Raw genomic sequence first — 25,851 nt, forward strand, 5'->3', positions numbered from 1 at the left:
CCTCACGTGACCTGACCAAAGTGGCGGCGCGCGAAAGTGCGTCGCCACTTTTTTTGCCTTGAGCCCGGCGCCAGCGCTGCCACACTGGCAGGCCGGGCGCGATGCGCCCGATTGCCGACCACAGGATAGATGATGCAGACCCAGCTTCCCCCGCCCTCGCTCCAGGCCATTGCCGACACCGCGCGGCGTGGCCGGCTGGACGAGGCCGCGCTGCTGGCGGCACGGGCCGTGGCCGCCGCGCCGCGCGATCCAGTGCTGGCGGCGCTGGCTGGCGCGATCGAGGCGATGCGCGGGCAGCCGCTACGGGCCATTCCCTATCTGGAAACGGCGCATGGCCAGCGCCCTGACGATATGACCGTCAGGACCAACCTGGCCGAATCCCTCTATCGCACGGGCGACATGGCGCGTGCCCTGGCACTGATCACCCCGGCGCTGGCGCGGGCCGACCGCAGCCTGCGCCTGGCGCGGCTGGGTGGTGCCGTCGCATTGGAACTGGGCGATGCCGCGGCTGCCATCGCCTATTACCGCATCATCGTCGCGGCGGCCGAACAAGACTGGAGCGCCTGGAACAATCTGGGCAATGCCCTGGAAGCGGCGGACGACATGGCCGGGGCGATCAGCGCGCTGCGCCGCGCCGTGCAGCTGGCTCCGGATTCGCCGCCGATCCGCGTCAATCTCGTCAATGTGCTGGTTGCCGCGGGCGAACTGGACGCGGCAGAGCGCGAAGTGGCGCAGGCCCGGCAACTGTGGCCCGATGATGCCAAGCTGCTGATCGCCGAACATACCATTCACCGTGTCCGCGGTGATGATGCGGCCGCTTTTGCGGCACTGGCCGAAGCAGCGCGGTTGAGCCCGGACGATGCCGCGTTGCATCACGATCTTGGCGCCGAAGGCAGCCGCACCAATCGTTTTGCCGAAGCAGAAGCCGCCTATCGCCGTGCGATGACGCTCGATCCGGCGATGGGCAGCGCCTATGCCGGGCTCGCCGCCGTGCTGGAACGCATCAACCGCGAGGATGAAATCGCCGATTTGGCCCGGATTGCGGCGGAGGTGGGCGCTGACGACGGCTCGCGCGCCTTTATCGAGGCGCTCCATCGCAAGCGGGCCGGGGACGCCATGGGAGCCCTCGCAGCACTCGACCGCGTCGGCGATGCGATGGCTCCCGAACGCACGCTGCATTTGCGCGGCCTGCTGCTCGATCGTCTCGGTCGCCACGGTGAGGCCTTTGCCGCGTTCACCGCGATGAACGCGCATTGGCAGAACGATCCAACCGGGCCGCGCGAGCGGGCACGCGCCTATCGCGAGGCCATCTCCCAGGCCGCCGATCAACTATCACCAGCATGGCTGGCGGGCTGGACCCCGCCGCCGCCGCCCTCGCCGCGCGCTAGCCCGCTATTTCTGGTGGGCTTTCCGCGATCGGGCACTACCCTGCTCGATACGCTGCTGATGGCCGATCCCGATGTGGCGGTGCTGGAGGAAGAGCCGTTCATCGTCGAGGCAGAGGCCGCGCTGGGCGGCGTGGCCGCGCTCGACCAGGCGAGCCCGGTACAGGTGGCCGCGGCCCGCGATGCCTATTTTGCCAAGGTCGATGCACTGTGCGGTGATTGCTCGGGCCGCATCGTGGTCGACAAGCAGCCGCTGCATCTCAACAAGGTGGCGATCATCCGCCGCCTGTTTCCCGATGCGCGGTTTGTGCTGTCGTTGCGCCATCCCTGCGATGTGGTGCTCAGCTGTTACCTCACCCACTTCCGTACCAACAGCGCGATGGCCAACTTCCTAGATCTGGACGATGCCGCTGCGCTGTATGACCTGACGTTCGCGCATTGGGAAAAGGCCCGCGCGCTGTTCGATCTGCCGGTGGCAACGGTCGTCTATGAGCGGTTGGTTGAGGATTCCGAACACGTGCTGCGTCCGTTGTTCGACTGGGCCGGGCTGGCCTATCCGGCCGACCGCATCGATCATACCCGCGCCGCGCGCGATCGCGGGCTGGTGTCGAGCGCCAGCTATTCCCAGGTGACCGAACCGCTCTATCGCCGCGCCAGCGGGCGCTGGCGCCGGTACGAACGCCACCTGGCGCCGATCATGGACGTGCTGCGTCCTTGGGCAGATCACTTTGGCTATGGGATTGAGGACGAGCGCCTGCCGGATTGGCCGGTGCCAGACTGATACGCGTTGAACAGGCCCGGGGGGGCCTGGTGTTTGGACGGGGAAGATCATGCAGGGGGCATGGCAAGACAGGATAAGGCAAGACGTAGACAATCATGTAAACCGGGGGGATCTGGCCAGCGCGGCGCAAGCGCTGGAAAACATCATTGCGCAGGCGCCACCCGGACAGGTGGCGTTGGACCAGGCGTGGCTGCGCCTGGCGGGGTTGCGCCGCGCCTTGCGCCAGCCGCAGCGCGCGCTGGATGCCGTGCACCAAGCCTTGGCCCTGGCGCCGCTGGATTTCATGGCGCTGGCCTTGCGCGCCAGCCTGCTGGAGCGCCTCGCGCCCGATGAGGCTGGCCGTGCCTGGCACGAGGCGCTGGCGCAGCGTCCGTCGGGCGAGTTGCCCGCGCCGCTGGCCATGGCCGTGGCAGCGGGAGAACGCTGGCATGCGGAATGGAGCGCGAAACGCGAGGCGCGGCTCGATGCCGCGATCGGCGCGCTGTGCAATGGCGAAAACAGCGATCGTGACTGGCGGATCACCCGCATGCGCAACAATGTCTTGCGGCGCACCAAGCCATTCCGCAGCTGCCCGACGCATTTTCACTATCCCGGCCTGGTCGAGCGCGAGTTCCATCCCCGCGCCCGCTTTCCCTGGCTGCCTGAGTTCGAACGCGCCACGCCCATCATCCGGGCAGAGATGGAAGCGCTGCTGGCCTCGGGCCGGGCAGAACTGCTGCCCTATCTGCAATACGAGGATCACGAAGCGCTGGCGCAGTGGCGCGATCTCAATCGCAATCCCGATTGGTCGGCCATTCACCTGCTGCGCCAGGGCAACCGCATCGATGTCAACGCCGCGGCCTGCCCCGCGACGATGGCCTTGCTGGAAACCGTGGCCCAGCCCCGCATTCCCGGCGCATCGCCCAATGCGATGTTCTCTCTCCTGGCGCCGGGCACGACCATTCCGCCGCATGTCGGCGTGAACAATACGCGGCTGCTGTGCCACCTGCCGCTGGTCGTGCCGCCGGGCTGCTGGTTCCGCGTGGGGGCGGAGACGCGGCCCTGGCGAGAGGGGGAGGGGTTCGTGTTCGACGATACGATCGAGCATGAGGCCGCCAATCCCAGCGATCGGCTGCGGGTCGTGCTGATCTTCGACCTGTGGCATCCCGACCTCGACAGCGTGGAGCAGGAGGCGGTGGCGCGGATTATCGCCAGCGATGGGGCCGTGTAAGTGCCGTTGGCAGGCTGGGCATCGCGCAAGGGGGCTTGCTGCGCTGCCCGGTTGGGGGCATTGTCACGCCATGCAATAAATGCCCCGTAACTGAGGGATTTGGCCCATGTTCCTGTCTATTGCCCTTGCCGCGCCGCTGTTGCTGGCCAGCGCTGCGCAGTCCAGCACGACGTCTGCTCCGCAATCGGCCCCGGCCGCCCCCGTTCCGGCTGCCGCTGCTGCGCCGGCGGTCACGCCTGCTGCTGCGGCAAAGCCGGCCAAGGACGCCGATCCGATGATCTGCGAACGCTTTGCCGAGACCGGATCGCTGCTGCGGTCCAAGAAGGTCTGCATGCGCAAAAGCGATTGGGAAGAGCAGCGCCAGCAGAACCAGCGCCTGATCGAACGCTCGCAGACGCAGATGCCGATGAATTCGGGCGGCTGACGGCGCCATTGCAGCGACGCACAAAAAAGGCCGGCGCAACCACGCCGGCCTTTTTTGCGTTCCGGGTCAGCCGCCTTAGCGGTAGAACACATGCCCTTCGATGCGGCCAACCTTGGTGCGGCCCTTCATCGGGCTGCTGGCGGCATGAAAGAACAGCGCGCCGGGAACCGGATTGTCGCCTTCGCCGTTCAATACCTGCGTGGCGATGGCGACGGCTTCGCGCCACTGGTCGGTATCGCGCGGCGGGTTATAGGCGTCGACGTTGAAGAACTGGCCAGGCTGGCGCACCACGGCGCATGGCTTGGTGGCAAAGCGCGGATCCTGGGTTCGCGCACGGATCACCTGAGCGACGGCGGCACGGCCGAGACGGGGCTGGTTGCCAGCTTCGTGGATGATGACCTTGGCCATGCATTCCACCTGGGCCTGATCCACGGTGGACGGCGCGTCGATGGCGGATTGCAGGCTTGCCGGCGCTGCGGCGGCGGCATCAGCGGGCGATTCGGCCTCGGCCGGCTGGGCGGTGTCAGGCGCCAGGGCGGGCAGCGTAATCGCGGGCTGGGAAAGAGGCTGGTTGGCCGCAACGGCGGGTGCGGACATTTGCAGGGCAGCCAGAACGGCCACTGCGGAAAAGACACAAGCTATTTTGCCGAAGGCACTTTTAGACATTCCAAGGCATCACACGGGCGCAAGGTCGCCAAGTCACACGCGCAATAAAAACCCAAATCGAAAAGCGCGTGCGGGCTTCCCCACGTCTCGCCACCAGCCAAGGCCCCGGACCCGAAATGGCCCCTCCCCCCGGCTGGTCGGCTGAACGAAGGCGCCCCCGTTGGCCGCTGCGGCGCTCTGTGTCAATCATGTTGCGTTCATGTGCCGGGTGCTTGCGCCAAGGCGCAAGGCCACCTGTAACGATTCAACTGGTGCCGGGGCGGGCGCAGGAAAACGCGTGGCGGGCCAGTGGGAGCCACGCCGATGCGAGGTTTCCCTATGCCCGTCCTGCCCCCTGCCTATCGCTGGCTTGCCACCCTGCAACCCCTGCCCCGCATGCTGCGCGAAGGCCTGGCGCTGATCGATACGGCCGAGCAGGCGGGCCCGGCCAGCAATCCTGTCATCCTGGCGTGGGCCGCCGAACTCGGCGGTGACGTGGCCCGCGCCTATCGTGCCGACAGCACGGCCTGGTGCGGCCTGTTCATGGCCCTGGTGGCGCAGCGAGCGGGCAAGCCATTGCCGGCCAATCCGCTATGGGCGCTCAACTGGGCGCGGTTTGGCAGCGCCGTGGCGCAGCCGATGCTGGGTGACGTGCTGGTGTTCCAGCGGTCGGGTGGTGGCCATGTCGGCCTGTGCGTGGCGCAGGACGAGGCCGCCTATCACGTGCTGGGCGGCAACCAGGGCGATCGGGTCAGCATTGCCCGCATCGCGCGTCATCGTCTCCATGCCGCGCGCCGGCCGGATTATCGCATTATGCCTGCCACCGTGCGTGCCTATGGCGTGGCAGAATGTGGCACGCTTTCCACTAACGAAGCCTGAGGGCAGGACAAACTGCCCCGTTGCCCGGGCCGGCCCTTGGGCCTAGCAAAGGCACATGATCGCCAGCTATCCCCAAGCCCGCCTGCGCCGCACCCGTGCCACCGCCTGGAGCCGCGCCCTGCACCGCGAGGTGCTGATCACCCCGGCCGATCTGATCTGGCCGCTGTTCGTGACTGAAGGCACCGGCGTGGAACAGCCGATCGCCTCGCTGCCGGGCGTGTCGCGCTGGTCGGTCGACGGCATGGTGGCGCGGGCGCGTGAAGCGGTGGACCTGGGCATTCCCTGCCTGGCCTTGTTTCCCAATACCCAGGCCGAGCGGCGCAGCGACGACGGGCGCGAGGCGCTCAACCCCGACAACCTGATGTGCCGCGCGATCCGTGCGATCCGCGATGCCTGCGGCGATGCCATCGGCATTCTCACCGACGTGGCACTCGATCCCTATACCACCCATGGCCAGGACGGCCTGGTGAACCATGCCGGCTATGTCGAGAATGACGCCACGGTCGAAGTGCTGGTGGGGCAAAGCCTCAACCAGGCGGCGGCCGGCGCCGATATCATCGCTCCGTCCGACATGATGGACGGCCGCATCGGCGCGATCCGCGATGCACTGGAAGGCGCCGGCCACGCCAATGTGCAGATCATGTCCTATGCCGCCAAATATGCTTCGGCCTTTTACGGCCCGTTCCGCGATGCCGTGGGCTCGCGTGGGCTGCTAAAGGGGGACAAGAAGACCTACCAGATGGACCCGGGCAACGCCGAGGAAGCCCTGCGCGAGGTGGAGCTGGACCTGGCAGAAGGCGCGGACAGCGTGATGGTCAAGCCCGGGCTGCCCTATCTCGACATTGCCGTGCGCGTGAAAGAGGCGTTCGGCGTGCCGGTCTTTGCCTATCAGGTGAGTGGCGAATACGCGATGATCGAGGCAGCCGTGGCCGCCGGCGCGGGGGAACGCGATGCGCTGGTGCTCGAAACCCTGCTGGCGTTCAAGCGGGCGGGCTGTTCCGGCGTGCTGACCTATCATGCCGCGCATGCCGCGCGGCTGCTCAACCGGTGAGCAGCATGACCAGCCGCGCCGATGTCACCATCCTGCCGCTGCATGGCAAGACGCCGCAGATCCACCCCAGCGCATTCATTGCGCCGGGGTGCCGCATCGTGGGTGACGTCACCATCGCGGAAGGGGTATCGATCTGGTACAACTGCGTGATCCGGGCTGACGTCAACCGCGTGGTGATCGGCGCGCGCAGCAATGTGCAGGATGGCACGGTGATCCATTGCGACAGCCCCAAGCCGGGGCGCCCGGAAGGCTTTCCCACACTGATTGGCGAGGACGTGCTGATTGGCCACATGGCGATGGTCCACGGCTGCACGCTGCACGACCGCGCGTTCGTGGGCCTGGGCACCATCGTGATGGATGGCGCGGTGATCGAAAGCGATGCCATGCTGGCGGCCGGCGCCATGCTGACGCCGGGCAAGCGCATCCCCGCGCGCCAGCTGTGGAGCGGGCGGCCTGCTGCCTTCATGCGCGAGCTGACCGACGAAGCGCTGGCCGACATGCAGCACGGCGTGGCGCACTATGTCGAAAACGGCCAGGCCCATGCCGCTGCCGTGGCCGAGGCGCTGCATGGCACGGCCCAAGCCTGATCTGCCGCCCGCCGCAGCCCTGCGCGCGCTGGCCGATGGCGAACACCGCCTGGCGGTGCGCGTCACGCCCGGCGCACGGGCCGAAGGCGTGGCGATCGAAGATGGGCGCGTGCTGGTGAAAGTGCGGGCCAAGCCCGAGGATGGCAAGGCGACCGCTGCCGTGATCGGCTTGGTGGCCCAGGCGCTGGGCGTGGCGGCGAGCCACGTCGATCTGTTGCGCGGCGCAACTTCGCGCGAAAAGCTGCTCAGGATTCCGCCGGAAGCCTGAATGCCACGCCGGCCATGATCGCGGCCCAGCTGGCGCTGATCCACAGGCAGCCGAGCGGCAGGCGGTCCTGCAAAAAGGCCCCGACCACGGCCCCGGCGAGCAGCCCTGACCAGAGCAGCGCCCACGGCCGCCATTCGCCGCCCCCGCTCACGCCGGCAAGCTGGCGCGCCAGGCCCTGGCCCAGCTTGACCAGGGCGCCAGTCATGTACGTCAATCCCACGGCCACTTCGCCATCGCGCAGGAACGTGTTGTTGAGCGCGCCCATCGCCAGCACCAGCCCGGCCAGCATGGCGCCATGCTGGCCCAGCACCCGCGCCAGCGCCGCTTCGAGCAAACACAGCGTGACCAGGCCCAGCACCGCCGGCTTGCGCCTGGCCCCGGCCTTGAGCGCCACCAGTGCGCCCAGGGTTACCCCCACCACGAACCCGGTGATCAGCAGCGCCGGCACCAGCGCGCGGGGCACATCGGTGCCCAGCGCCACGCCCAGCCGGGTAGTGTTGCCCGACATGAACGAGACGAAATAACCATCGGCCGAGAGAAAGCCCACGGCATCGACAAAGCCGGCCATCGCTGCCAGGGCCACGGCAAAACGGCGGCGTGCATGATCCATCCGATCCATGGGGCGCAGCCTATTAGTATCCAGCCGCGCGGTCCACCACCCCGGCCAGCGGCTGCCCGGCGCGCCAGCGCGCGATGTTGGCGGCAATCGCGCGCGCGGCCGAATGGGGATCAGTGGGTGCGGCCACGTGGGGCGTGATGGTCACGCCGGGATGCTGCCACAGCGGATCGTGCTGCGGCAGCGGCTCGTGCGGGAACACGTCGAGCACGGCATGGCCCACCTGCCCGCTGTCGAGCGCGGCGATAAGATCGGCCGTTACCACGTGGGCGCCGCGGCCGGCGTTGATCAGCCCGGCCCCGCGCGGCAGGCGGGCGAGTGCCTTGCGATCGAGCAGGCCGTGGGTCTGCGTTGTCAACGGCAGCAGGTTGACCAGGATATCGGCCTGCGCCAACGCCACGGCCAGGCCAGCATCTCCTGCCAGCATGGGGATCGTGCCATCGGCAGCGCCGCGCCCACTGCGGCTCCATCCCGTCACGGGAAAGCCGGTGCGCGCCAGCAGGGCCGCGCTGGCCTGGCCCATTTCCCCCATGCCCAGGATGGTCACGCGGCGTTCTGCCAGGCGCGGCTGGGGCAGCGGTTGCCAGCACGCGGCGGCCTGTTGCGCGCGATAGGCGGGCACCTGGCGATGCAGCATCAGTACGTGGCCGAGCACCGCCTCGGCCATGTCGGCCGCCAGCTGTGGATCGATCAGCCGGGCGAGCGTGACCGGTGGCAGCGTCGGATCGGCCAGCAGGCCATCGACGCCGGCCCAGGCGCTTTGCACCAGGCGCAGCGCCGGCAGACGCGCCAGCAGCCCAGGTGGCGGATTGGCGACCACGGCCACGCTGATATCGGCCAGTAGCGCTGATGGCGGCTGGGTGTCATCAGCGCCGGTCCAGGCCACGATAGTGTCCTCGGGCAGCGCGGCGGCAAGCGCCCGCGTCCAGGTGGCCATGGCCGAGGCTGGCAGATCGGCCCGGAACAGGATCGGCACGGGCAAGCAGTCTCCCCAGGCGTTTCACGTGGAACAGCGTTACTCTGCGCTGGTCTGCGCCAGAATAACCCCGGCAAATAGTAGCAGGGCGATCATTGCAAAGACCAGCAGCGCTGCGGTGCGCCATAGCGCCCCTGCTCGGCCGCAGCCATAGGTGCCGCGCACCTGGCGATAGATATGCAGCGGCGGCACGATCAGCGTGGCCAGCGCCACACCGGGCAGGCCGATGCGGTTGGCGATCATCAGCACCACCGAAAACAGCGTCATGAACGCCAGCGAAAAGGTGACGAACACGGTGTGGTCGTAAAGCTGGAAGCGCCGGCTGAACGGGAACAGCAGCCACAGCATCGGCACCGATATCGGGATCAGCGCCCAGCTGTATTTATAGGCGTAGGATTGCAGCTTGTAGAGCGCCAGGCCCGGATTGGTGCGAAATGCCTCGAGCACGTGGGCCAGCACGGGAATGTCGCTGCTCACGCGCGGGGTGGCGCTGCCAGGTGCCGAGGGCGCCATGTTTTCCAGGATATCGAGCGAGGTTTTCTGCGTATCGATCTGGTCGTCGATCACCGCGGTGCTTTTATGCTGCGCCTGCAACTGCGCGCGCTGCGCCTCCAGCTTGGCCAGCTTGCTTTGCGTTTCGGCCTTGCCCTGGGCCAGGCTCTTGCCATTGTCGGCCGCGCTGGGGTTCCAGTGCCATTCGCCACTGATCTGGTGAAACACCGCAAACATCAGGAACACGCTGAACAGGAAGAGCGCCAGGGGCGAGACGAAGCGCACCCGCTGCCCGTCGATATAGCGCCGGGTCAGTTCGCCCGGGCGCCATGCGAGCATGGGCAGGGTGTGCCAGATGCGCCCTTCGAAGTGGAAAACTCCGTGGAGAAGGTCGTGGAAAAACGCCCCCAGCGTGCGGTGGACATGCGCCGCCTGGCCGCAGGCATGGCAGTGGCTGCCCAGCAGCGGCGTGGCGCAGTTGAGGCAGGCAGTTTCATGCGTGTGGCCATCCTGGCCAACCGCAAGGGCCGGTTCCGACATTGCTCGATTTCCCCCTTCGTTGCTCCAGATTGCGGCGTTCCGCGCCTATCCGCAAGCCCCGCCCCACCACTTTACGGGCTGTTAACCCTGGTGAGGCAGGGAGAAGGCAGGGGTTTTGCCCGGATGGGCCTGGACAAGGGAATCACACGGGCGTGCACGGGCCCAGCGACAGTTTCGGCAGCTTTGGCAAGGGCATCGGCGCCGCTGGCCTGGGTGGCGGCGGCTTTGCGCGCAGCACCGTGCCTGGCGGCTTTGGCACGCGCCGCGCCCCGATCGTTACCCCTGCCCTGCCCGGTACGCCCCTGCCCGGTACGCCCCTGCCCGGTGCGCCTGATTGGCGCCAGTCGCCCCACCCGTTTGCCCGCCGCTGGCTGGGTGCGTGCCTGCGCATCGAGCGCGCGGCTGCGCGCTGGCTGCATGTGCACGATCTGGCCCAGGATATTGGCAGCCGCCGCTGGCTGCATGGTGCGGCCACTTGTGCCACGCTGGCCGCTGCCGCGCTGGCGCTATGGCCCAGTTTCGCCCCGCTCCAGGCTGCGCCGCTGCAAGCGCTCGATGATGGCATGGCGCAGGAATTTGCCGCGCAAGGCATTCGTCCGTTGGCCCAGGGCGCCAGCAACGGCCGCCACTTTGCCGCCACCGCGCGGGTGGTCCACCTCGCCGCCGCGCCCGAACGCCCGACCATTGCGCTGACCGCCACGCTGGGCGAAAATGACAGTCTGGCCCGCATGCTGCAGCGCTCGGGCCTGGCCGGCAGCGATGCTGCGCAAGTGGCGGGCCTGATCACCCGCGCCCTGCCGCCCGAACAACTGCTTCCCGGCACGCGTTTTGCGATGACGCTGGGCGCCCATGCCAGCCCGTTCGATCCGCGCCCGCTGGAAAAGCTCAGCGTGCGGGCGCGGTTTGACCTTGCCATCGATATCGTGCGCCAGGGCGGCGGCCTGGCGCTGCACCAGCGCGCGATTCCGGTCGATACCACCCCGATGCGTTTGACCGGGATCGTCGGCAGCAGTCTCTATCGTTCTGCCCGCGCCGCCGGGGCCAGCCCGCAGGCGGTGCAGGACTATCTGCGCACGATCGATACCGTGCTGCTGTTCGAAGACATCGCTCCCACGGACGAATTCGACCTGGTGGTGGCCTACAAGCGCGCCGCCGATGGCCAGGGGCAGATGGGTGATCTGCTCTATGCCGGGGTGCGCCGGGGATCGCAGCAACGCGCGCAATTGCTGCGCTGGGGCAACCAGGGCGAATTCATGAGCCCCGAGGCAATGAAGGGCACGATGGCCGGCAGCACATCGGCCGGCGCGCTGGCCGCGCCGGTGGATGGACATATCACCTCGGGCTTTGGCTGGCGCCGCCATCCCATCCTGGGGTACGTGCGCCTGCACGCCGGCATCGATTTCGGGGCGGCCTGGGGCGCGCCGATCCATGCGGTCAGCGACGGTACGGTCACCTTTGCCGGCTGGCATGGCGGGCATGGCGAATATGTGCGCCTCGATCACGGGGGTGGCATCGGCACCGGCTATGGCCACATGAGCCGCATTGCCGTGGCGCCTGGCACCCATGTCGTGCGGGGGCAGGTGATCGGCTATGTCGGCTCCACCGGCCTGTCGACCGGCCCGCACCTGCACTATGAACTCTATCGCGGCGGCCAGGTGGTCGATCCCGGCTCGTTCAGCATGATCATGCGCCCGCGCACGGTCGATCCGGCGCAACTGGCCGCCTATCGTGCCCGGCTCAATGCGCTGATGACGCTGCGGCCGGTGGCGCCCGCTGCCCTTCATTCATCCGAGGTTCGGTGATCGCAAGGCAGCAGTCTGATTACCGCGAAGCCGTTGACGCCCTTGGCTGCCCTCCATAGGGAGCGGGCGGTAGAAAGGCAGGACGGTTTTCTTGGGCAAGCGCAGATGGATCATGGTGCTGGACCGTGGGGCGGTCCTGTTCATCGGCATTGCCGTGGGCACTGTGCTGGGCCTCTCGTTCCGCACCGGGGGCAAGCCGTGGCAGTCGCTGCCGGGCTGGGATGGTGGCGCGCCGCTGGTCGATACGGCGCCGGCCGATGGCACGCCTGCCCCCCTCGCCCCCGCCGGGTCGGCCCCTGCCCCCAGCCTGGCCCCGGGTTGCAGCGGCACGTTTCCCAAGAGCGCGCGCGTGGCCGAAGCGCTGGCGGCGCACCGGCCGCTGCACATCGGCGTGTTCGGCGATTCGTTCGGTGATGGCCTGTGGGCCGCGACCGACCAGGCGTTTCGCAAGTATCCCGATGTAAAGGTTCACCAATTCAGCCACGAAGGCACCGGCTTTACCCGCTATCGCACGCGCGATCTGTTGCGGGACGCCAAGGATCGCGTGGCAGGCCAGCCGATCGACGTGGCGCTGATCAGCATCGGCGCCAACGATACCCAGGGCCTGTTCGTCAATGGCCACGCGGCCGCCTATATGACCCCGGCCTGGCAGGAAACCATCGAAGGCCGGATGACCGCGCTGGTGCGGATGCTGCAGCAGCGCGGCGTGGCGGTGGGCTGGGTGGGCCTGCCGCGCATGCGCGATGCCACATACGATCGCGATATCCAGGCGATGAACCGCTTCTACGCCAAGGTCACCTGCCGCTTGGGCGTGCCTTTTGCCAATGCCGTGCCAGTGAGCCAGGATCGCCAGGGGCATTTTGCCCTGCGCCTGATCGATCCGGCCACCGGCAAGGACTATCTGGCCCGCGCCAACGACGGCAAGCACATGACGTTTCATGGATATGAAGTGATCAGCCGGCCGGTGGTGCAGCCGATCCTGACCCTGCTGGCGCCGCCAGCGGCCAAGCCAGAAAATGCCGCACCGGCAGTCCATGCCGCAAACCCCGGTACCGCGCCGGCAGCATCCGCCAGCCATGCCACGGCGCCCAAGCGCCCCAAGCGGCCCGCTGCCGATGCAGTGGGGGCAGATGTCCCCAGCAAGCCCACAGGGTTGCCAACAGACTTGCCCACACACAAGTCCACCGCATCACCCACAGATTTGTCCACAGCCCCAGCCAAGGCGCCGGCTGATGCCAAACCGGCCTCGCCCGCGCCGACACCCTCGGCCAGCCCGTCGAAATCGAGTGCCGGCACCTCACTAGCCAGCGGAAAACGTTCATGATCGCTCGCGCGTTTGCCCGCACGCAGTTGGCGCTTGCGGCCTGGGGCACGGCGGCGCTGTTGCCAGCGGCCGCTGTTGCGCAGACCGGTGCGCCGGTCGATCTCACGCTGCCGGGTGCCCCGGTGCCTGCCCCTGCCGTGCCGGCGATCACTGCGGCGGTGCCCGGGCAACTCTCCAATGCCGCCGCGCTGTCGCCGTTTCTGGCCAAGCTGGCCACTGGTGCGCCGGGCGGGGTGCTGTCCGTCGTGCAGATTGGTGACAGCCATACTGCGGGCGACATGATCAGCCAGGGCCTGCGCGCTGCGCTGCAGGCGCGGCTGGGCAATGGCGGGCGCGGCATGATGCCGGCGGGCAAGCCCTATCAGGGCTATCTCACCTGGGGCGTCACCGCGCGGCAAAGCGCCGATTGGCAGGGCAATGCCCTGTTCGGCCCGCAACGCACCGCCATGGGCGCGCTGCTCGGCTTTTCCGGTTTTACCCAGACCACCACCATGCCCGCCGCGACGATGAGCCTGACCGCCGATAGCCCGGCCACGCGGTTCACCCGCTTTACCCTGTGCGGGTTGACCGGGCCGGAAGCAGGCGCGGTGACGGTCACGTTCGATGGCGTGCCGGCCGAACCGATCAGCTTTTCTGCGCAGGCGCGGGGCGCGGTGTGCTTCGTGCGCACCTCTGCAGTGCCGGTCACCCAGGCCACCGTGGCCACGCTCGATACCCGCCCGGTCAGCCTGACGGCGTGGGAAACCCGCACCGGCACGCCCGGCGCGATCGTGGCCAACCTCGGCGTGGTCGGCGCGCGGGCGATGCATCTGGCGCGGGCAGACGATACCGTTGCCGGGGCCGAACTCGCCGCGGCCCGGCCCGATCTGGTGATCCTGGCATTCGGCACCAACGAAGGGTTCGATCCGGCGCTGGGCCTGGCCGAAACCGAAGCAGTGCTGCGCAGCGCGGTGGCGCGGGTGCGGCGCATGGCCGGGGCCGATGTGCCGATCCTGCTGGTCGGGCCGCCCGATGCCGCCAGCAGCCGGGCGATCGTGGCCCTGCCCTCCCTGCCCGAAACCCGCGATTGCGGCGCTGGCTGGGCCGTGCCCGGCCACCTGGCGCAGATGCGCACGCTGGAAAAGCGGCTGGCCACGGCGCTGGGCCTGGGCTTTTGGGATTGGCAGGGCGCCATGGGCGGCCCGTGCACGACCATGGCCTGGGTGGCGCAGGGGCTGCAACGCGGCGATCACGTGCATTTCACACGCGACGGCGGGCGCCTGATCGGCGGGGGCCTCGCGGCAGACCTATTTGCTGCGGCCAGCACCCTGCCCCCGCCGCCGCGTCCACGCTGACGACTGCGGCGCGGCCATGCTCTTTCCCACGCTTGGGTTTCACGTCTTCTTCCTGGCGGTCTTTGCGCTCAACCGCCTGATGGCCCGCGCGCGCGATTGGCGCGTGATCATGCTGCTGCTGGCGTCCTGGCTGTTCTATGGCCTGTGGGATGCGCGGTTCGTGGCGCTGCTGATTGCCAGTTCGGGGTGGAACTGGCTGTTTGCGCGGATCATCGCGGCAGGACACGGGCCACGGCTGGCGTGGCTGTGGCTGGCGATCCTGGGCAACCTGGGCGTGCTGGGCTGGTTCAAGTATGCCGGCTTCCTGGCCGATCTGGCGGGCATGCCGCTGGCGCAGGCGATCATCCTGCCGGTGGGCATCTCGTTCTTCACCTTCCAGGGGTTGAGCTATGTGATCGACGTCTACAACGGCCGCACCCGGCCGGCGCGGCTGCTCGATCTTACCCTGCTGATGAGCTTCTTTCCTCACCTGGTGGCAGGCCCGATCGTGCGGCCCAGCCATCTGCTGCCGCAACTGCGCCATCCGCCGCGCCTGGGCCGGCAAGAGGCGATGGCCTGCCTGATCCTGATCCTGTGGGGTACGGTCAAGAAGGCGGTGATCGCCAACGATATCTCGGTGCACCTGGTCGATCCGGTCTTTACTGATCCGGCGGGCCATTCCAGTTTGGAATTGGTGCTCGCCGCCTATGGCTATGCCGTTCAGATATATTGCGATTTTTCGGCCTATACGGATATGGCGATTGGCCTCGCTGGCTTGCTCGGCTTCCGCTTCCCGCGCAATTTCGATCAGCCCTACCGCGCCGTCTCGTTGCAGGATTTCTGGCGCCGCTGGCATATCAGCCTGTCGAGCTGGCTGCGTGACTACCTCTATATCGGCGCGTTTGGCGGCTCGCGCCAGGCGCTGTGGCGCACCTGCCTGGCGCTGTTCGGCACCATGGTGCTGGGCGGGCTGTGGCACGGGGCCAGCTGGAATTTCGTGATCTGGGGCGCGCTGCACGGCGGCGTGCTGGTGGCAGAGCGGCTGTGGCAGCGCGCGCGGCCCGCAACCTGGCCCGTGCTGCCGGCCTGGGCTGGCACGGTGATCACCTTCCATATCGTGGCGCTGGGCTGGATATTCTTCCGCTGCAGCGAGTTTTCCGGTGCCCTTGCCTTTCTACGTGGGATGGCAGCGGGGCATGCCGGCGGTGCGCCGCTCGCCAGCGGCTGGATTCTGGCGCTCATGGCGCTGGGCATGGCTTGCCATTTCGGCCCGCGCGACGGGGTGCAGCGCTCGGCCCGGGCGCTGGCGGTCATGCCGGGCTGGGCAGTGGGGCTGATCGGCACGCTGGTGCTGCTGGTCATCGAAGGCTTGCGCGGCGGGGGCATTGCCCCGTTCATCTATTTCCAGTTCTGAAGGTGGCCTGATGGACAAGAGCAGCACGGAAGATGGCCTGCCCTGGGGCGAATCCCCCATCGATCTGGCGCAGGAACACGATGCCACGCTGCAGGACGGCTGGCGCTGGGCCTGGGGCGTGCTGATCAGCAGCAGTCTGGCGCTGGCCCTGTTCAATTCCCACGCCATCGCCAATTGGGCCGATCAGCTGCCCCCCAACGACATCACCGCGCCGATCGTGATGGCGGCCGATGCCTGGCACGACAAGGCCGGCCAACTGGGCCTCAACACCGTGGTCGACGCCGTGGAGCGCTGGGCCGATGCCGCGCGGGGCGAGGCGCCGCCTGCTGCCGGGCGGGATTGAGCCGGCCAGCCAACCCCAGGCACGCATGAAAAAAGGGCGGGAAGCGCTGTGCTTCCCGCCCTTTCTGTCATTGTCGGTTTAACCCGGCTCAGGCCTCGTCGGCGTTGGGCTCGCTCGCGGTGTCGCTCGCCTTGCGCTTGCTGGCCTTCTTCTTGACCAGCTTGGGCGCGGCCGGGGTCAGTTCAAAGTTCAGCGCATCGTCCTTGAGGCTGACATGCACTTCCCCGCCATTGGCCAGCTTGCCGAACAGCAGCTCCTCGGCCAGCGGCTTCTTGACCTTTTCCTGGATCAGGCGGGCCATGGGCCGGGCACCATAGAGCCGGTCATAGCCGCGCTTGGCCAGCCAGGCGCGCGCGTCGCTGTCGAACTGGATGTGCACGTTCTGCTCGGCCAGCTGGAGTTCCAGCTGCAGCACGAACTTGTCGACCACGCGGCTGACAACTTCGGGCGGCAGATAGCCGAACGGCACGATGGCATCGAGGCGGTTGCGGAATTCCGGCGTGAACAGGTTCTTCACCGCTTCGTCGCCGGCGTCCTGCTTTGACACGTCGCCGAACCCGATGCCCTGCTTGGCCATGTCCGATGCGCCCGCATTGGTGGTCATGATCAGGACCACGTTGCGGAAATCGACGGTCTTGCCGTGGTGATCGGTCAGGCGGCCATTGTCCATCACCTGCAACAGGATGTTGAACAGGTCGGGGTGCGCCTTTTCGATTTCGTCGAGCAGCAGCACGCAATGCGGCTGCTGGTCGATGGCATCGGTCAGCAGGCCACCCTGGTCGAACCCGACATAGCCCGGAGGGGCACCGATCAGGCGGCTGACCGAATGGCGTTCCATGTATTCCGACATGTCGAAGCGCTGCAGCGGAATGCCCATGATCTGGGCCAGGCTGCGGGCCACTTCGGTCTTGCCCACGCCGGTGGGGCCGGAGAACAGGAACGAACCGATCGGCTTGTCGGGATCGCGCAGGCCGGCGCGGCTCAGCTTCATGGCGCTCGACAGCACTTCGATCGCCTTGTCCTGGCCGAACACCAGGCGCTTGAGGTCACGTTCCAGGTGTTCCAGCACCTTCTTGTCGTCACTGCTGACCGACTTGGGCGGGATGCGCGCCATCGTCGCGATCACGGCCTCGATCTCGCGCGCGGTGATCGTCTTCTTGCGCTTGGACGGCGGCACCAGCATCTGCATCGCGCCCACTTCGTCGATCACGTCGATCGCCTTGTCGGGCAGCTTGCGGTCGTTGATGTAGCGCGCCGAAAGTTCCACCGCGGTCTTGATCGCCTCGGGCGTGTACTTGACCTTGTGGTGTTCCTCGAACGCGGTGCGCAGACCTTTCAGGATCTTGATCGTGTCTTCCACGCTCGGTTCGTTCACGTCGATCTTCTGGAACCGGCGCAGCAGGGCGCGGTCCTTTTCGAAGTGGTTGCGGAACTCCTTGTAGGTGGTCGAGCCGATGCAGCGGATCGTCCCGCCCGACAGCGCGGGCTTCAACAGGTTCGACGCATCCATCGCGCCGCCGCTGGTGGCACCAGCGCCGATCACGGTGTGGATCTCGTCGATGAACAGGATCGCGTGCGGCATCTTTTCCAGTTCGGAAACCACTTGCTTGAGGCGTTCCTCGAAGTCACCGCGATAGCGCGTACCGGCCAGCAGGCTGCCCATGTCGAGCGAATAGATCACCGCCTTGGTCAGCACTTCGGGCACTTCGCCTTCGACGATCTTGCGCGCCAGGCCTTCGGCGATGGCCGTCTTGCCCACACCCGGATCACCCACGTAGAGCGGGTTGTTCTTGGACCGGCGGCACAGGATCTGGATCGTGCGGTCCACTTCCGGGCCACGGCCGATCAGCGGATCGACCTTGCCCAGCAGCGCCTTGTCGTTGAGGTTGACGCAGAACTGGTCGAGCGCGGAATCCTTCTTGTTGCCGCCCTTGGCCTCGGCCTTTTCTTCCTGCTTGGGGGCCTCTTCCTCGTTCGGCTTGGCCGAACCGGAATTGACCTGGCGGCCGCCCTTGCCGATGCCGTGGCTGATATAGCTGACGGCATCCAGGCGGCTCATGTCCTGCTGCTGGAGGAAATAGACGGCATAGGAATCGCGTTCGGAGAACAGCGCCACCAGCACGTTGGCGCCGGTGACGGTATCCTTGCCCGAAGACTGGACATGCAGGATGGCGCGCTGGATCACGCGCTGGAACCCGGCGGTCGGCTGGGGATCGGCCTTTTCCGCGGTCTTGAGCGACTGGTATTCCTGGTCGAGGTACTGGCGTACCACGTCGCCCAGATCGCCAAGATCCACGCCGCAGGCCTGCATCACCTGCGCCGCGTCTGCATCGTCGATCAGGGCAAGCAGGAGATGTTCGAGCGTCGCGTATTCATGGCTGCGCTCCGAGGCATTGGCCAGGGCGCTGTGCAACGTCTTTTCGAGGCTCTGGGCGAAACTGGGCATAGGCTCGCTTTCTGGGGCTCACTCTTGGCCATGACGGAAGTATTCCGCCACGGGATGGTTCCCTTGCGGGAGGAAAGCATGGGGGTGGTTAACCGCCGCCGAACCAGGTTGGGCGGTCGCCACGGATGCTTCAATCGTCGATATCGTTGCCGGGCAAGCGGCCCGGCGCCGCACGAGGGGAAGCCGGCGACCGATACCCGGGCGCGTTGGAGGGGTATGAAACCCTATATGGGGATGCCGCCCGGCAAGGTGAAGGGCGGCGGCGGTCATCGTCCGGTTTCGCCGGAATTGGGCGGTGGCGCCGGGGGCCGGGCCGCGCCGAACAGCGCCTCGGCCGCTGCCCGGGTATGGCCGGCGCGATCACGATGGCGGGTGGTGCGGACGATCTCGTCCTCCAGCAGCGCGATGCGCGCCGTCAGTTCGTCCACCGACAGCGCATCGAGCGGTTCTGCGGCCAGTTGGCTGGCCAGGTCGCCCTTGCGGCGCAGAAGGTCTTCGACGTCCATCGCAGTGCACAATGTTGGACGGCAAACGCTTGCTGTCAACCTGTCCCATGGCTAGGGGATGCGGTTGACGCAGATATGACGTCAAAACATGGGGCGGCGCATGCTGGATCTTCCGGTGACGATGACGGCAGTGGGATTTGCAGAGCACGGTGGGCCCGAGGTGCTGCGGCCTGAAACCTTGCCGGTGCCCCGTCCCGGCCCGGGCGAGGTGTTGGTCAAGGTGGCCTATGCCGGGGTCAACCGCCCCGATGTGATCCAGCGCCAGGGTCTCTATCCACCGCCGCCGGGTGCTTCGCCGCTTCCCGGCCTTGAAATTTCCGGCCAGGTCGTCGCCCTGGGCGAAGGCGTGACGGCGCCGCTTCTGGGCCAGGCCGTCTGCGCGCTGGTGTCGGGCGGCGGCTATGCCCAATATTGCCTGGCCCCGGCCGCGCAGTGCCTGCCGGTGCCCGATGGCCTGCCGCTCGATTGCGCTGCGGCCCTGCCCGAAACCCTGCTCACCGTGTGGCACAACGTGTTCGAGCGCGGCTGGGCCTGCGAAGGTGAGACGATCCTGGTCCATGGCGGCACCAGCGGCATCGGCAGCATGGCGATCATGCTGGGCAAGCTGTTCGGCTTGACCGTGATCGTGACGTGCGGCGGGCCGGACAAGTGTCGCGCCGCGCTGGAAATCGGCGCCGATCATGCGATCGACTACAAGGCCAGTGATTTTGTCGAGGCGGTAAAGGACATTACCGGTGGCAAGGGCGTCAACCTGGTGCTCGACATGGTGGCCGGCGATTATGTGGCGCGCAATCTGCAATGCCTGGCCGAAGACGGCCGGCATGTGACCATCGCCGTGCAGGGCGGGGCCAAGGCCCAGATCAACATGGCCCAGGTCATGTCCCGGCGCCTCACGCTCACCGGCTCTACCCTGCGGGCGCGCTCGGCCACGTTCAAGGCGCTGCTGACGCAGGAAATCGCCCAGACGGTGTGGCCCCTGGTCGAAGCCGGCAAGCTGCGCCCGATCATGGACCAGGCTTTTCCGATGGAGCAGGCGGCCGCTGCCCACACGCGCATGGAAGCGGGCCACCATATCGGCAAGATCGTGCTCAAGATGGGGTGATTCCGGCCCCGCAACCCAGGCAAATCGGGCCTGGCGCGGATTGCTCTTGCCGTTTGGGCCGGGCTCGCTTACATCTTTGCCGGCAAGTGGCCGCTCCGTGAAGGGGCGGCCCTTATTGTTTCCGCGCCGCACAGACCTGTTATTTCACCAGCCAATCGCGCACGATAAAAAGAGGACCATGCCGTGAGCAACCAGCCCACGTATCCGCTGATGCCGCATGCCACTGCTTCGTGGCTTGTCGACAATACGGCCCTGACGTTTGAACAGATCGCCGAATTCTGCGGGCTGCATATCCTTGAAGTGCAGGCCATGGCCGACGATCTGGCCGGTGCCAAGTACACCGGGCGCAACCCGCTCCATTCGGGCGAACTGAGCCAGACCGAAATCGATCGCGGCCAGGAAAATCCCGAATACCGCCTCAAGATGCAGCGCGCCCCGCTCGCCGTCAGCCGCACCAAGGGCCCGCGCTACACCCCGGTGTCCAAGCGCCAGGACAAGCCCGACGGCATCGCCTGGATCCTGCGTCACCATCCGGAAATTTCCGACGCGCAGATCGGCAAGCTGATCGGCACCACGCGCACGACTATCGCGGCGATTCGCGATCGCAGCCACTGGAACATCGCCAACATCAATCCCAAGGATCCGGTGACCCTGGGCCTGTGCTCGCAGCGCGAGCTGGACATGCTGGTGAGCAAGGCGTCCAAGCGCGCCGGCGTTCCGGCCGAAGACGAAGGCGCGGTTACCGATCGCCTGGGTTCGGATCGCGATGCCCTGATCGAGGAACTGCGCGCCCAGCGTGAAGCGCAGTCCAAGGCGGCCTCCGAAGCGGCCCAGCACGCCGAAGCCATGGCCTGGCTCGAAGCGCGCCGCGCCGAAGGCATTTCCGACAGCTGAGCACTGCCTCCCGTTCGCGGGAGGGCACTTCCCAAATCCCCCCTCCCGCTTGCGGGAGGGGCCGGGGGAGGGGATGTCACATCACGGGACCGGGCGAACACGCCCTCCCCAAACCCCTCCCGCAGGCGGGAGGGGCTTTCGGCCGATCAGACCGACTGGATATAAACGCGCATCGCGTCGGCTTCGGCTTCGATCCGGTCGAGCCGGTATTTCACCAGGTCGCCGATCGAGATGAAGCCCACCATGCGCCCGTCTTCCAGCACGGGCAGGTGGCGGAACCGGCGCCGCGTCATCAGCGCCAGGGCTTCCATCACCGATGTTTCCGGGCTGATGGTGACCACCGGTGCGGTCATCACCGCGCTGACCGGCAGACGCAGCGCATCCTCGCCATGGGCGGTGAGCGCGCGAATCACGTCTCTTTCTGAAAAGATGCCGGCTACGGCATTTTCGCCATCGTGCACCGGCAGGGCACCGATCTTGTGGCTGGTCAGAACCTCGATGGCGTCAGCCACCGTATCCTGTGCGTGAATGGACCAGACTTCGCCGGAACGCCCGGCAATCAACCGCGCAATCGTCATGGGTTGGCTCCTCTTCCCCTTGGGGCAGTTGGTCCCGCCTCCACGGCAATCATGACATGTTCCGGTTGCGCGGCAAGGCCCTTCCTGTAGGCAATGACATCGGGAGAAACACGATGGCCAACCAGTCTCCACTGGATGATCCGCACAATGCGGCGCACGCCTGGGCGCGCTATCGCTGGCTGCTGCGCTGGATGGGCCTGGCTACGCTGCTGGTCATCGTGGCGGTCGATGCCTGGCTCTACATGGGCGTGGGCCTGGTTTCGATCCATCTCTACATCGCCACCTCGCTCGGCATCGGCATGACCATGATGCTGATGGCCGCGCTCATGGGGCTGGTGTTCCTGTCGAGCGGCACGGGTCACGATGAAAGCATCGAGGATCGGCTCGATACCTCGCACTGGGACGAATCCTGAAATTCATCTTGCCGCCCGCCGGCACAGGCGGCAACTGGACGCGCCTGCCCAGACCGGAGTGCCGACCATGAACCGCCGCCAAGTGCTTGCTTCCACGGGAATGGCCGCCGGTGCCGCGCTGGGCGCCGGGGCTGGGGCAAAGGCGGCGCCGCCATCTGCTGGTGCCGCCCCGCGTCGGCCTGGCCGCACGGGCCCGCGCAACCTGATCACCGATGTGGCCGGTATCACTGTGGGCTGTGCCCAGGATGCGGCGGTGCGCACCGGCACCACGGTCATCCTGGCCGAAGGGCTGGTGACCGCCGCGATCGACGTGCGCGGCGGCGGGCCGGGCACGCGGGAAAGCGACGCGCTGGAAAGCCACAACCTGGTCCACGCCGCCAATGCCGTGGTGCTGTCGGGCGGATCGTCGTGGGGCCTGGCCGCCGCCGATGGCGTGGCGGCGCACCTGGGCGCGCGCGGCATCGGCTATGGCGGCCTGGCGCAACAGGGCGTGCCGGTGTCGCCGATCGTGCCGGCTGCCATTCTCTATGACCTGGGCAACGGCGGGGCCAAGGGCTGGGGGACCGAGCCACCCTATCGTAACTTGGGTATCGCCGCGCTGGCCGCTGCTGGCGCCGATTTCGCGCTGGGCACCAGCGGCGCCGGCTATGGCGCGATGGCTGGCGCGCTCAAGGGCGGGTTGGGTTCGGCCTCCACCCTGATGCGTGATGGCACCACGGTGGGGGCGATCGTGGCGGTCAATGCGCTGGGCGCCACGGTGGTGCCGGGTACCCGCCATTTCTGGGCTGGCGCCTTTGAAATGGGTGATGAATTCGGCGGTCTTGGCCCGATCGCCGCGCGTGTCGGGCCAGAGGAATGGGGCGGTACCAAGCTGCCCGCCCCGCGCGAGAACACCACGATCGCCTGCGTCGCCACTGACCTTGATCTGACGGCAGACGAGATGAAGCGCGTGGCGATCATGGCGCAGGATGGCCTCGCCCGGGCGATTCGCCCGGTGCACACCCCGTTTGATGGCGATGTGGTCTTTGCCCTGTGCACCGCGCGCCGCCCGGTGACCGGCCCGCGCGATCTGGCGGTGCTGGGCGTGGGCGCGGTGGCGGCCGATACCCTGGCCCGCGCCATTGCGCGCGGGGTTCATGCCGCCACGGCGCCGGCCGGCTGGGCCGTGCCCACCTGGTCAGCCCTCAAGCCGGAATGACGGCCTTGGCCCGCGCGCTGATCACCCTGGCGGTTCCGGTGCTGCTGGTGTTGCTTGCGGTTCTGGCGGTGCCGGCCGATGGCCCCACCTGCCTTGGCATCGGCCTGCGCATCTGGGCGCTGTTTGCCTGTGCGCCGGCGACCAGTGCCTGGCTGTGGTGGCGCCAGCGCGCGGTGCCGGCATGATTGCCGCTTTCGTGGCGGTCATGGCGCTGTCGCTGCTGATCGCGCTGTGGGCGCGGCGCGGGGCAGGGCAGGGGCCGCGCGCCTTTTTCGTGGCCGGTGGGCAACTGGGCGCGATCCTGTTCTTTTTCCTGAGCGTCGGGGAAACCTATTCGATCGCCACGATGCTGGGCTTTCCCGGCGGGGTCTATGCCGGTGGCGAAGGCTTCGTGGTGTGGTTCTTTGGCTATATCCTGCTGGCAGCGCCGGTGCTGGCCGTGCTGGGGCCGTGGATCTGGCGCGCTGGCAACCTCTATGGCGCGGTGACCATTCCCGATTTCTTTGCCGCCCATTTCAACAGCCGCTTGCTGGAACGCGTGATCGCACTGGGCGCGATTGCCCTGCTGGTGCCGATCGGCACGATGCAGTTTGCCGGCATCCGCCTGGTGCTGGGCGCCATGGCGCCGGGCCTGCCGATGCCACTGCTGCTGGCTGGCGCGGGGCTGGTGGTGATGGCCTATGTGGCGCTGGCAGGGCTGCGCGCGGCGGCATTCGTTGCCGTGCTCAAGGATGCGCTGATGCTCGGCGCGATCCTGCTGGTCGGCGCATTGGCGCTGCGCCACTGGCCGGGCGCCGCCGCGCCAGTGGCAACCGCCACAGTGGCTGCGCAAGTGCCCGTCACCCTGCCCTTCGCGCTCAGCACCATCGCGGTGCAGGCGCTGGGCTTTGCAATGATCCCGCAGAACTGGGCGTTTCTGTTTGCCGCGCGCGGGCCGCAGGCGATCGTCCGTGCCCAGGCCGCCGCGCCGCTCTACATGGTGATGTTTCCCTTGCTGATGGCCGTGGCGGTGTTTGCCCGGCGCCTGGGCCTGCCGGTGGACAAGCCCGATTTCGTGTTCCTGGCTGCGGCGCAGCATCTGCTGCCCGGCTGGGCGCTGGGCGTGGTCATGGCGGCCGTGGTGCTGGCGGGCATGGTGATCCTGTCCAGCGTGTGCCTGGCGATTGCGCCGCTGCTCACCCGCAACGTGTTGCCCGGCCTGGACGGCCGCGCGCAGCAGCGCTGGGCGCAAGGGGTAACGGCATTGTTCATCGCGCTGTCGGCCGCCGGCGCCATGGCGCAGGTGCCGCTGCTCGCCATGCTCAATACCGTGTTCTACTTCGGCATCGTGCAGACCCTGCCGGGCTTTCTCGCGGCGCTGTGGACCGGACGGGTGAGAGCCGGGGGCGTGCTGGCCGGCATGGCCGTGGCCGCGCTGGCGATCATTGGCATGCGGCTGGCGGGGATTTCAGCGGGCGGGATCAATCCCGGGCTGGTTGGTCTGATCCTCAACAGCGTGGTGCTTACGCTGGTGACCCTGATGTTTCCCCGCCGCGACGGGCATAGCGTGATGGCCATGCTTCGATAGAAGCGCATGGGCTTCGACAAGCTCAGCCCGAACGGAAACCTCTCGCAAGGCCGTTCGCCCTGAGCCTGTCGAAGGGCAACAAGCCTGACGTGTCTGCTTAGGAAGCCGGTGGGTTGAGCCGGTAATCGGCCACCGGCACGCCGCCGATCACGTGCTCCTGGATGATCCGCTCCAGCACCGGCGGGGCGCAGGAATGATACCATACGCCATCGGGATAGACGACCGCGACCGGCCCTGCCGCACACACGCGCAGGCAGCCAACCTTGCTGCGCAGCACGCCCTGCTTGCCCCCCAGCTTCAATTCGCCCAGCCGCTTTTTCAGGAAAGACCAGGCCGCATCGCTTTCCTTGGCAGAGCAGCACTTGTCCTTGTCGGAATCGGCGCAGAGGAAAATGTGGCGCTGCGGGGCAAAGCCGCCGAGCTTGGCCAGCGTGCTTTCCGCCTCGGCAATTTCCTTTTCGGCCGATTTGCCCATCAGCCGCGCTTGCCAGCGATGCGGGCGATTTCGGCCGCCACCATCTTTTCCACCATGACCGGCAGGTTGCGTTCCAGCCACTGCGCCAGCATCGGGCGCAGCATGTCGCGCACCATGCCTTCCAGCGAGGTTTCGCCCGAACGCACGATCTGCGGCTGGGCGCCGGGCTGGGCCAGCATGGCCAGCGCCGCCAGCGAATCACGCATCGATGCAGCCGCTTCCTGGGGCACCAGGGCTTCGTCCTCGTCGTCCTCGGCGCAGGTACCGGGCGCAGCGCCGGCGTCGGCCGCCGGCTTGCCATATTCGCCCATGATCTGCGCGGCCACGTCAGTCAGGTCAAGCACGTCGGCCGGGCTGGCAGCACGAGTCATGCTGATTGCCGGGTTGCTGGCGGCGGCGCGCGGGGCAGCGGTACCCTCGCGCCCGGCCTGGGCCTGAAGCGCGGGGGCAATCGCGGCGGCAGCGGCCGCGGCAGACATCGGCGCACGCGGGGCCGGGGTGGCCGCCGCTTCGCCGCGCACATCGCGCGCGATCACCTTCTTGATCGATTCGAGAATTTCCTCGACCGAAGGTTCACCGGCCTGGCGCATTGTTGTCCCCCACGTTCCTATTGCCCACGCTG

27 protein-coding genes are annotated in these 25,851 nt (G+C 67.5%); 18 read left to right on the forward strand and 9 right to left on the reverse strand.

Going from position 1 to position 25,851, the window contains the following annotated elements; genetic code table 11:
* Positions 1-129 precede the first annotated feature (129 nt).
* The 3 genes from ABIC78_RS00720 (at position 130) to ABIC78_RS00730 (ending at position 3,800) form a co-directional block, all read left to right on the forward strand.
* On the forward strand, positions 130-2,166 hold the full coding sequence (locus tag ABIC78_RS00720) for a tetratricopeptide repeat-containing sulfotransferase family protein (RefSeq protein ID WP_354487254.1): 2,037 nt from the start codon (positions 130-132) through the stop codon (positions 2,164-2,166).
* Positions 2,167-2,335: 169 nt separating this feature from the next.
* Positions 2,336-3,376, forward strand: a complete 1,041-nt coding sequence (locus ABIC78_RS00725) for an aspartyl/asparaginyl beta-hydroxylase domain-containing protein (protein ID WP_354487256.1) — start codon at positions 2,336-2,338, stop codon at positions 3,374-3,376.
* A gap of 106 nt (positions 3,377-3,482) precedes the next feature.
* Entirely contained in the window at positions 3,483-3,800 is a 318-nt protein-coding gene (locus ABIC78_RS00730; protein ID WP_022678449.1) for a hypothetical protein, read from the forward strand.
* A gap of 75 nt (positions 3,801-3,875) precedes the next feature.
* Here the strand turns inward: ABIC78_RS00730 and ABIC78_RS00735 are convergent, their stop codons facing one another.
* Positions 3,876-4,397, reverse strand: a complete 522-nt coding sequence (locus tag ABIC78_RS00735) for a cell wall hydrolase (RefSeq protein WP_354487259.1) — start codon at positions 4,395-4,397, stop codon at positions 3,876-3,878.
* 387 nt (positions 4,398-4,784) lie between these two features.
* Between ABIC78_RS00735 and ABIC78_RS00740 the strand changes: the two genes are divergently transcribed.
* Genes ABIC78_RS00740 through ABIC78_RS00755 form a run of 4 tightly spaced genes read left to right on the forward strand, consistent with a single transcriptional unit; the run spans position 4,785 to position 7,230 of the window.
* Positions 4,785-5,324, forward strand: coding sequence for a TIGR02594 family protein (locus ABIC78_RS00740; protein ID WP_354487261.1), 540 nt, complete (start codon positions 4,785-4,787; stop codon positions 5,322-5,324).
* A gap of 55 nt (positions 5,325-5,379) precedes the next feature.
* Positions 5,380-6,375 (forward strand): porphobilinogen synthase, encoded by a 996-nt coding sequence (gene hemB / locus ABIC78_RS00745; protein ID WP_107716381.1) that lies wholly within the window; start codon positions 5,380-5,382, stop codon positions 6,373-6,375.
* 5 nt (positions 6,376-6,380) lie between these two features.
* On the forward strand, positions 6,381-6,962 hold the full coding sequence (locus ABIC78_RS00750) for a gamma carbonic anhydrase family protein (protein ID WP_171797457.1): 582 nt from the start codon (positions 6,381-6,383) through the stop codon (positions 6,960-6,962).
* A complete protein-coding gene (locus tag ABIC78_RS00755) occupies positions 6,943-7,230 on the forward strand; it encodes a DUF167 domain-containing protein (RefSeq protein ID WP_054131681.1) in 288 nt (95 codons plus the stop codon). The genes ABIC78_RS00750 and ABIC78_RS00755 overlap by 20 nt, the downstream gene beginning before the upstream one ends.
* Here the strand turns inward: ABIC78_RS00755 and ABIC78_RS00760 are convergent.
* The 3 genes from ABIC78_RS00760 to ABIC78_RS00770 are packed head-to-tail and all read right to left on the reverse strand — an operon-like array spanning position 7,208 to position 9,854.
* The gene (locus ABIC78_RS00760) at positions 7,208-7,849 is read right to left on the reverse strand and encodes a YoaK family protein (RefSeq protein WP_054131682.1); all 642 of its coding nucleotides are present in this window, start codon (positions 7,847-7,849) and stop codon (positions 7,208-7,210) included. The genes ABIC78_RS00755 and ABIC78_RS00760 overlap by 23 nt on opposite strands.
* Before the next feature lie 13 nt (positions 7,850-7,862).
* On the reverse strand, positions 7,863-8,822 hold the full coding sequence (locus ABIC78_RS00765; RefSeq protein ID WP_354487265.1) for a 2-hydroxyacid dehydrogenase: 960 nt from the start codon (positions 8,820-8,822) through the stop codon (positions 7,863-7,865).
* A 39-nt stretch (positions 8,823-8,861) separates the two neighbouring features.
* Positions 8,862-9,854 (reverse strand): DUF3667 domain-containing protein, encoded by a 993-nt coding sequence (locus ABIC78_RS00770; protein WP_354487267.1) that lies wholly within the window; start codon positions 9,852-9,854, stop codon positions 8,862-8,864.
* 152 nt (positions 9,855-10,006) lie between these two features.
* Between ABIC78_RS00770 and ABIC78_RS00775 the strand changes: the two genes are divergently transcribed.
* From ABIC78_RS00775 to ABIC78_RS00795, 5 genes are all read left to right on the forward strand, one after another.
* Complete coding sequence (locus ABIC78_RS00775; RefSeq protein ID WP_354487269.1) at positions 10,007-11,656, forward strand: peptidoglycan DD-metalloendopeptidase family protein; 1,650 nt, start codon at positions 10,007-10,009, stop codon at positions 11,654-11,656.
* Positions 11,657-11,747: 91 nt separating this feature from the next.
* Positions 11,748-12,980 (forward strand): DUF459 domain-containing protein, encoded by a 1,233-nt coding sequence (locus ABIC78_RS00780; protein ID WP_354487271.1) that lies wholly within the window; start codon positions 11,748-11,750, stop codon positions 12,978-12,980.
* On the forward strand, positions 12,977-14,314 hold the full coding sequence (locus ABIC78_RS00785; RefSeq protein ID WP_354487273.1) for a GDSL-type esterase/lipase family protein: 1,338 nt from the start codon (positions 12,977-12,979) through the stop codon (positions 14,312-14,314). The genes ABIC78_RS00780 and ABIC78_RS00785 overlap by 4 nt, the downstream gene beginning before the upstream one ends.
* Positions 14,315-14,330: 16 nt before the next feature.
* Complete coding sequence (locus ABIC78_RS00790; protein WP_179562082.1) at positions 14,331-15,707, forward strand: MBOAT family O-acyltransferase; 1,377 nt, start codon at positions 14,331-14,333, stop codon at positions 15,705-15,707.
* A gap of 10 nt (positions 15,708-15,717) precedes the next feature.
* The gene (locus ABIC78_RS00795; protein WP_354487276.1) at positions 15,718-16,050 is read left to right on the forward strand and encodes a hypothetical protein; all 333 of its coding nucleotides are present in this window, start codon (positions 15,718-15,720) and stop codon (positions 16,048-16,050) included.
* Positions 16,051-16,138: 88 nt separating this feature from the next.
* Here the strand turns inward: ABIC78_RS00795 and clpA are convergent, their stop codons facing one another.
* On the reverse strand, positions 16,139-18,496 hold the full coding sequence (gene clpA / locus ABIC78_RS00800) for an ATP-dependent Clp protease ATP-binding subunit ClpA (RefSeq protein ID WP_354487278.1): 2,358 nt from the start codon (positions 18,494-18,496) through the stop codon (positions 16,139-16,141).
* 266 nt (positions 18,497-18,762) lie between these two features.
* Positions 18,763-19,002, reverse strand: coding sequence for a DUF1192 family protein (locus tag ABIC78_RS00805; RefSeq protein ID WP_354487280.1), 240 nt, complete (start codon positions 19,000-19,002; stop codon positions 18,763-18,765).
* 100 nt (positions 19,003-19,102) lie between these two features.
* Here ABIC78_RS00805 and ABIC78_RS00810 point away from each other — a divergent pair, with 100 nt between their 5' ends.
* A complete protein-coding gene (locus tag ABIC78_RS00810) occupies positions 19,103-20,104 on the forward strand; it encodes an NAD(P)H-quinone oxidoreductase (protein WP_169041513.1) in 1,002 nt (333 codons plus the stop codon).
* A gap of 183 nt (positions 20,105-20,287) precedes the next feature.
* A complete protein-coding gene (locus tag ABIC78_RS00815) occupies positions 20,288-20,998 on the forward strand; it encodes a DUF1013 domain-containing protein (protein WP_022675246.1) in 711 nt (236 codons plus the stop codon).
* A 146-nt stretch (positions 20,999-21,144) separates the two neighbouring features.
* Here the strand turns inward: ABIC78_RS00815 and ABIC78_RS00820 are convergent, their stop codons facing one another.
* Positions 21,145-21,576, reverse strand: coding sequence for a CBS domain-containing protein (locus ABIC78_RS00820; protein ID WP_022675247.1), 432 nt, complete (start codon positions 21,574-21,576; stop codon positions 21,145-21,147).
* A 113-nt stretch (positions 21,577-21,689) separates the two neighbouring features.
* On the opposite strand from ABIC78_RS00820, the gene ABIC78_RS00825 reads away from it, so the two are divergent.
* From ABIC78_RS00825 to ABIC78_RS00840, 4 genes are all read left to right on the forward strand, one after another.
* A complete protein-coding gene (locus ABIC78_RS00825; protein WP_028657579.1) occupies positions 21,690-21,989 on the forward strand; it encodes a hypothetical protein in 300 nt (99 codons plus the stop codon).
* A gap of 67 nt (positions 21,990-22,056) precedes the next feature.
* Entirely contained in the window at positions 22,057-23,187 is a 1,131-nt protein-coding gene (locus ABIC78_RS00830; protein ID WP_169049349.1) for a P1 family peptidase, read from the forward strand.
* Positions 23,184-23,372 carry a hypothetical protein gene (locus ABIC78_RS00835; RefSeq protein ID WP_062783313.1) on the forward strand — a complete coding sequence of 63 codons (189 nt, stop codon included), beginning with the start codon at positions 23,184-23,186 and terminating at the stop codon, positions 23,370-23,372. The genes ABIC78_RS00830 and ABIC78_RS00835 overlap by 4 nt, the downstream gene beginning before the upstream one ends.
* Positions 23,369-24,754 (forward strand): sodium:solute symporter family protein, encoded by a 1,386-nt coding sequence (locus ABIC78_RS00840; RefSeq protein WP_354487284.1) that lies wholly within the window; start codon positions 23,369-23,371, stop codon positions 24,752-24,754. The genes ABIC78_RS00835 and ABIC78_RS00840 overlap by 4 nt, the downstream gene beginning before the upstream one ends.
* Positions 24,755-24,851: 97 nt before the next feature.
* Here ABIC78_RS00840 and ABIC78_RS00845 read toward each other — a convergent pair whose 3' ends face one another.
* Entirely contained in the window at positions 24,852-25,229 is a 378-nt protein-coding gene (locus ABIC78_RS00845) for a (2Fe-2S) ferredoxin domain-containing protein (protein WP_354487286.1), read from the reverse strand.
* Positions 25,229-25,819: a DUF2497 domain-containing protein gene (locus ABIC78_RS00850; protein WP_354487288.1), complete on the reverse strand. Its 591-nt coding sequence runs from the start codon at positions 25,817-25,819 to the stop codon at positions 25,229-25,231. Before ABIC78_RS00850 ends, ABIC78_RS00845 begins: the two co-directional genes overlap by 1 nt.
* Positions 25,820-25,851 lie beyond the last annotated feature (32 nt).

The organism is Novosphingobium sp. 1529, assembly GCF_040544855.1.
Lineage (GTDB): Bacteria > Pseudomonadota > Alphaproteobacteria > Sphingomonadales > Sphingomonadaceae > Novosphingobium > Novosphingobium capsulatum.